The organism is Lederbergia sp. B243.17 (assembly GCF_057657925.1).
Window position 1 is genome coordinate 36,383 of sequence record NZ_JBWBKF010000049.1, and the last position, 6,576, is coordinate 42,958.

Consider the following 6,576-nt stretch of genomic DNA (forward strand, 5'->3'; position numbering starts at 1 on the left):
GAATATTTCCTTTCCCGTTAAAAGGACGAGCTAATCTGGATATAATCAAATCTTTGAATAGGGCCCTATTGGTTAAACAAGGTATTTATAAAGTTAATCCCCCGTCGACAACGACTGTTGAACCAGTCATATAACTCGCTTTTTCAGACGCTAAATAAGCAACCATTTCTGCAAGTTCTTCAGGAGATGCGTAACGGCCCATTCTCATATTAGGAAGTTCTTCCGGAACGTAATTACCTTTTTCAAATTGCTCCGTAACGCCAGCAGTTAGGGCTGTTTCCACGCCTCCTGGGCAAAGTGCATTGATACGAATTCCTTTTTTTGCATATTCCAAAGCTGCTCCCTTTGTTAAGCCTACAACCGCATGTTTGCTTGCAGAGTATACCGCTACACTATGTTCTGCGCGAATTCCCGCAGTCGATGCCGTATTGATAATAGAACCGGATCCTTGTTTATCCATCACCTGCAACACATACTTCATTCCAAGGAAAATCCCTTTCGTATTTACAGACATAATACGATCGTATTCGGATTCTTCAACGGAGGTAAAAGGAGCAAACTTTTGAATGATACCTGCGTTGTTGAAAAATATATCGATACGTCCGTAAGTATCCACGGCTTTCTTTACATAGTTTTGAACATCTTCGCTCTTTGATACATCTGCTTGCACGAAGATCCCCTCTCCACCATTTTCTTTAACGAGTTTTAATGATTCTTCCCCTGTCGCTGTATTAAAATCGACCAAAACCACTTTTGCTCCGAGAGATGCCAATTTAATACTGCTGGCTCGTCCAATACCACTACCTGCTCCGGTAATCACAGCAATTTTATTTGATAGTTCCATTTCTATTTCCTCCCTAGTGTTAACATTCATAATCGTAATGTAAGTATATATGTGAAAAATTATTCATCCTCCACTGTTTAGCCCATCGGATGAATGCCTGAGGCAAAAGTAACGAATGGACGACATCAAAGCTACCCATGAGGAAGCTTTTAATACGCGGATTCGATTTCGCTGTCTAACTTCATTGGTTCGCTTGGGTAACTTGTCCGCTAAATCCATCTGCCGGCAAAGTTGCTAACTTCACGATGCCATCAACAACCGTTACCGGATCCCCTTCGCCATAAGGATTTTGTTCCGTTTTCAAATTCCCCGGATCGAACATGTTTACAAGGATGCCATGTTCTTTCTCTTCGATTGCAACCGTTCGCATTAATGCTTCCAAACCTGCTTTAGCTGCCGAATAGGCTCCTAATCCTTCGTATTCAAAGTTAGCCATCGCTGAAGTAATGGACACGATTCGACCGTATTGCTGATCTCTCATAATCGGGAGAATCGCATTCGTCACTAAGAAAGAGCTATAGAGGTTGAGACGAATGGTATGGTCAAATATTGAAGATGTCATGTCATGTACCGTGCTGAAATCTCCAGTTCCACCGACATTATTAATCAGCACATCAACCCGGCCCACTTTTGCAACCAATTGCTCACGCAGGCTATTAATCTCTTCAGGATCAGTTAGATTCACTGGGTAGACAATAGATTGCCCGCCCGACTGTTCAATAATCTGTGCTACTTCTTGCAATTTTTCCATACGCCTGCCCGTTACTATTACCTTGGCCCCTTCTTCCGCCAACCGAATAGCTGTGGCCCGACCCAACCCAGTTCCTGCACCTGTTACTAGTGCAACCTGATTTTTCATCAATCCCATGATTAGCCTCCTGAACTCTCATCTTTTTCCATTTTCTCACTTGCTTTATGAAGCAATTTAATCAACTGTTGACTATGATCTTCCTCTAAAATTTCTAAGTGCCTTAAATAGATTTCATTTAAATTGTCATAGATTTTGCTGCACAAAGATGTTCCTTCTTCTGTTAAGTATATTAAGATGTGTTTACCATCAGGCTTTCGCTCGACGTATCCTTTTTTCACGAGTTTATCAATGAGCCTCGTACTTGTTGAAGGCGCAATCGAAAGCTTTTTACACAGTTCTTTTTGAGTAATCCCTGGGTAATCATGGATGGTAATGATCAAATAAGCGTAGGAAGGTGGGATATCCATCGATGAAAACACTTCCCCAGCTAGCTTTTCCATCTGTCTCGCGAACCGCGCGGTGGTAAAGTAAAGGCAGTTACTAAGTAAGTAATCGGAATTAGGAGTCTCCAATACAACTCAACCTTCCCGTCTGAATTTGAATTCTTCAATAGCGAATATCACTATGCACATTTCTCTGTGAGCAAATCCCTCCTATCGTCGAATAGCTGTATCCAACTTCATTTGTACATACAAATGATAGTACAGCATTAATTATATTCCTGTATTTCGGCGATGTAAATAAATTTGTCTTTGATACTCAACATTTTTTAAAACGTTTTCAAAGTACACGAAGACAATAAGAGAGTTGGAAATGAAGGCGATTGGGAATTTATTAAATGTTTTATGGGGGCAAATGTGTAACGGCCTTTGATATCAATTTTTCAAATAAAATGTCACTTGGCCTAGCCCCCAAAATCAAGTATATGTCTAGAGGATAATATATGGGAAATATCCAGATAACTATTAAAGATTTGCTTTTATTTTTCTAATGACTTCTTTATAAAACGAGATTTGATGGGGAACAAAACGTTCTTGTCCGACAGTCTCTTCACTCACGTTCCGCTTGCCGTCTCCATCTATTTTAAAACCCTTGACGTTAATCGTTTCCCTCTCACCTGACCATAGCTCACTAAAATCGTTAAACTTTGCTAAATAAATGCCCGAAACCTCTTCCGTTTGAACGACAAAGTCATCCAGGAGATGCTCACTTTTATATAGAAAGACATGGGCCAATTCTTTGTCTATGAAACCTTCTTTCGTTACACAATATTGCAGTACACCTAACGATTTCAAATCATGAAAAGGAACATCCAGGCCTACTTCTTCCTTTATCTCCCTAACCCCATCTTCGACCGTTTCTTCAGTCGTCAAATGACCAGCCACCGTAATGTCCAGGAGGTTCGGGTAGTCTTGCTTGGCATCACTGCGGAGCTGCAAATAGATATAATCTTTATTCTCATGCTTTGCAACAAACCAGCAATGAAACGTCTCATGCCAATACCCAAACCGGTGCACATCGCTGCGGGAGGCAGTTCCGATTTCATTTCGATCTTCATCAAATATCTTGAAATATTCTTCTTTCATTTACATTCTCCTAAAAGATCTGATTAGCAAACCACCGCAAGGCAGGAACCGGTATGTGATGCCTCCTCACCAATCAACATCTATAACTCACTGCTTGCTATTTGCTATTTTTAACCATATTCTTAACTCCAAAATACGTCGCATAAAAATAGGAACCGTATATTATAACAAGGAGTAAAGAACTTACGATGATACTTTCGTAATTAAATGAGAAGTTTCCGCGTTCTGCGCTTATTCCAACTATTGAATGGATAATAGCCAGACCTAAGGGAACTAAAAAATATAGTAAGTTTTGTCTCAATATTGCTTTGTTTATTAATTTTTCAGAGACACCAATCTTCCTAAGAGACTTATATCGTTCCAAGCTGTCACTTGCATCAGATAACTGTTGCAAAGCCATAACCGCAGCGCTGGTTATTATAAATATGAGACCTAAAAACAGACCAAGAAATACGATCATTGCTGCCATACCATTTTCTTTATCTTTAAGTTGATCCTTCGTATACCCAATAACTAATGCCGGGTTAATGCTTCTATATTTGTCTTCTGAAAGATTCGTAAACAGAGTTGAAAATTTCTTCTCCGATTTATCAGCATTACTTTCATTATAGATCACATTAAAACCTGTGAACTCTAACTGCAGTCCCCCCTCAAAGTTATCAGGGATTATGAGATAAAAGAATTTGTTTCCCCCTGTGCTCTTTATATTCTCCTCTATAGGGGATGTATTTTTGATGGTATATGCTTTGTCGTCTATATTGATACTATCTTCATTTTTCATAAATTCAGGCAGAGCATGATTCACCCGTTCGTAGTTAGATATAACTAAGACTTCATTCTCCTTTAAATCAACAGCTTTTTCTCCCTCAAGTTTGATGATTGAATTATAATCCGATATTTTAACCGCGGATATAGCACCATCCAAATAATTTTGTTTTAAGTCAATCTTCTCCTGATTGCTTAAATACTTTGATAACAAGTCCTCTATCGTAAGATTAAGTTTGTATTCACTATAAAAGGAATGGTTCTCATACGTTTCGAAATTGAAGTCTATATCTTTTAAATACTCCTCTACATCATTCACCTTTGGATCTTCGGTTTCATTATTAACAATGAGAAACGCTGAAGCATCAAACGATCTATTTCCCTCTGAATTCCTGTCAATTGTACCCTTTAAATCAAACGCAGCAAACAAGAGTGTAATTGTTAAAAACAGCATCAGGCATATTAGAGTCATGGATAGAAAATTCGTATTGATCTTGTTGTTAATCTGTCTCAATATAAATATATTGATATCCTTCAGATAAATCCGTTTGATTTTTTGCACCACATGGATAAAGAAACTGGAGAGACTGAAAAAGAACAACAGTGTTCCGATAACTCCCATCGTAATAGTGAGAAACAAATCTGCATTTCCAGCATCTAAGCCTGTTTTTAATATTCTAGTATAGGCAGATAGGAGTAATCCCATCGAAACAATAAATAAAAGTACTGATACGAAAGAATTCTTTAGCTTAATTTCTTCATTTTTCTTTGCTGCATTCAGCATGTCAATTAACTTGTATTTCGAAATAGTAAACTGATTGAAGAGCATGACCAGAAGAAAGATAACTCCAAAGTATAATACCGATTTGATCACTGCATTCAATGAAATGATAAACTTATATTTATTCAAATCGACAGACAAAATATTGGCCACAAGGACCGATAGACCTTGTGATGAGATAATGCCGAATACAATTCCTGCCACTAAGGACAGTATGCCGATTAACAGGGTTTCAAAAATCAGGATTTTGGAGATTACACCTTTTGACATTCCTAATGTCATATAGATGCCTAATTCTTTTTTTCGCTTTTTTATTAAGAAGTTATTTGCATAAATGATTAGCCCACCGAGTACAAAAGATACAAATACCGATGTTCCAGCTATCAGTTTATTTAGCGTTAACATAAACGTCTTATTCTTATTTAATTCTAATATTGCATTTTGGGATTCAATCGAATTGAAACTGTAAAATATACATACTGCAAGGGTCAATGTAAGAAAGTAAATTGAATAATCCCTAAAGCTTCGTTTTACATTGTTGATTGCTATTTTAGAGAACATGGCCGGCATCGCCTCCAAGTAAAGTAACAACTTCAATAATTTTATTGAAAAATTCTTTTCTCGTATCATTTCCGCGTATTAATTCATTAAAGACTCGACCATCTTTTATAAAAAGGATTCTATTGGCATAACTTGCCGTAAAGGAATCATGGGTAACCATCAGGATCGTCGAACGATACTCCTTATTCAGCTTTTCAAATGAATCCAAAAGTAGCCTTGCGGATTTTGAATCTAAAGCGCCAGTAGGCTCGTCGGCTAATATAATGGAGGGCTCAGTAACGATAGCCCTGGCACATGCGACTCTTTGCTTTTGCCCCCCTGACAATTGATATGGAAACTTGCTAAGTATCCCGGTAATCTCAAGTTTGTTTGCAACATCTTTTATCAGTTTATCTATTTCTGTTATATCCCTCTTTTGTATTGTCAGGGCTAAAGCTATATTTTCGTATGCAGTCAGTGTGTCAAGAAGATTAAAGTCCTGGAAGATAAAACCTAATTCATCCCGTCTAAACTCTTCCATTGCCTTTGCCTTCAGAACCGTAATATCTTTGTTATTTATAATAATCCTGCCCGTTGTTACATTATCAATCGTTGAAATGCAATTTAGCAGAGTCGTCTTACCGCTGCCTGAAGGACCCATTATTCCTAAAAACTCTCCCTCATTTACATTAAAGCTTATATTGTCAATAGCCTTTGTAATAATGCCTTTATTGCCATAATACTTATCAATCTTTTCAACGCTAACTATATTTCTCATTATGTTCCTCCAAGGTTTCGTATTTTTCCCTCTTATTTTTGCACAATGAACTTTGCTTTTGTTTCTATAATATCTTTACCTTTTACATAAATAGTGACTCCGTATTGACCTTCTTCCAGACCTTCCGGGACTGTTAGTTTGGCGGAAAAATACTTTGCTTTGTTGACATTAACTTCTTCAACTAAAAATCTGTTTTCTGTTTCGATTTCGCCTTTATACCATACAATCTGCGCTTTATTAACCCAGAATCGGTTTCTCTTTGCAGAAAAGTAAACCGTATCGTCTGGCGCAAATGTAGTCGCTATCTCTACAGGTCTCCCCTTGTCATCGATATTTTTTGACATTACACCATCTACAATTTTCGGTTCCGTAGCGTATTCATACCCAAAGTTGTTACCGTCAAGTAGTTTTGAACACTTTTTGCTAACTAGGATTGAACATGTTCTTCTCTGAATATGGTGCTTCTGTGTTTGATTCGATAACTGTCCTCATTCAGGTGGATTACTTCGACCCGATGAAGGAGTCTGTCCA

7 protein-coding genes and 1 pseudogene are annotated in these 6,576 nt (G+C 37.8%); all 8 read right to left on the bottom strand.

The window, feature by feature from the left end:
* Nucleotides 1-85 precede the first annotated feature (85 nt).
* Nucleotides 86-844, bottom strand: a complete 759-nt coding sequence (locus AC0TWI_RS09595; protein WP_488126126.1) for an SDR family NAD(P)-dependent oxidoreductase — start codon at nucleotides 842-844, stop codon at nucleotides 86-88.
* 181 nt (nucleotides 845-1,025) lie between these two features.
* Entirely contained in the window at nucleotides 1,026-1,712 is a 687-nt protein-coding gene (locus AC0TWI_RS09600) for an SDR family NAD(P)-dependent oxidoreductase (protein WP_488126127.1), read from the bottom strand.
* Between the two features lie 2 nt (nucleotides 1,713-1,714).
* Nucleotides 1,715-2,095 carry a MarR family winged helix-turn-helix transcriptional regulator gene (locus AC0TWI_RS09605; RefSeq protein WP_488126128.1) on the bottom strand — a complete coding sequence of 127 codons (381 nt, stop codon included), beginning with the start codon at nucleotides 2,093-2,095 and terminating at the stop codon, nucleotides 1,715-1,717.
* 465 nt (nucleotides 2,096-2,560) lie between these two features.
* A complete protein-coding gene (locus tag AC0TWI_RS09610) occupies nucleotides 2,561-3,181 on the bottom strand; it encodes an NUDIX hydrolase (RefSeq protein ID WP_488126129.1) in 621 nt (206 codons plus the stop codon).
* A 97-nt stretch (nucleotides 3,182-3,278) separates the two neighbouring features.
* Nucleotides 3,279-5,288, bottom strand: coding sequence for an FtsX-like permease family protein (locus AC0TWI_RS09615; protein WP_488126130.1), 2,010 nt, complete (start codon nucleotides 5,286-5,288; stop codon nucleotides 3,279-3,281).
* Nucleotides 5,278-6,045: an ABC transporter ATP-binding protein gene (locus AC0TWI_RS09620; RefSeq protein ID WP_488126131.1), complete on the bottom strand. Its 768-nt coding sequence runs from the start codon at nucleotides 6,043-6,045 to the stop codon at nucleotides 5,278-5,280. Before AC0TWI_RS09620 ends, AC0TWI_RS09615 begins: the two co-directional genes overlap by 11 nt.
* A gap of 32 nt (nucleotides 6,046-6,077) precedes the next feature.
* Entirely contained in the window at nucleotides 6,078-6,389 is a 312-nt protein-coding gene (locus AC0TWI_RS09625; RefSeq protein WP_488126132.1) for a hypothetical protein, read from the bottom strand.
* A gap of 83 nt (nucleotides 6,390-6,472) precedes the next feature.
* Nucleotides 6,473-6,576 (bottom strand): annotated as a pseudogene (locus AC0TWI_RS09630) (ATP-binding protein); the annotation flags it as partial.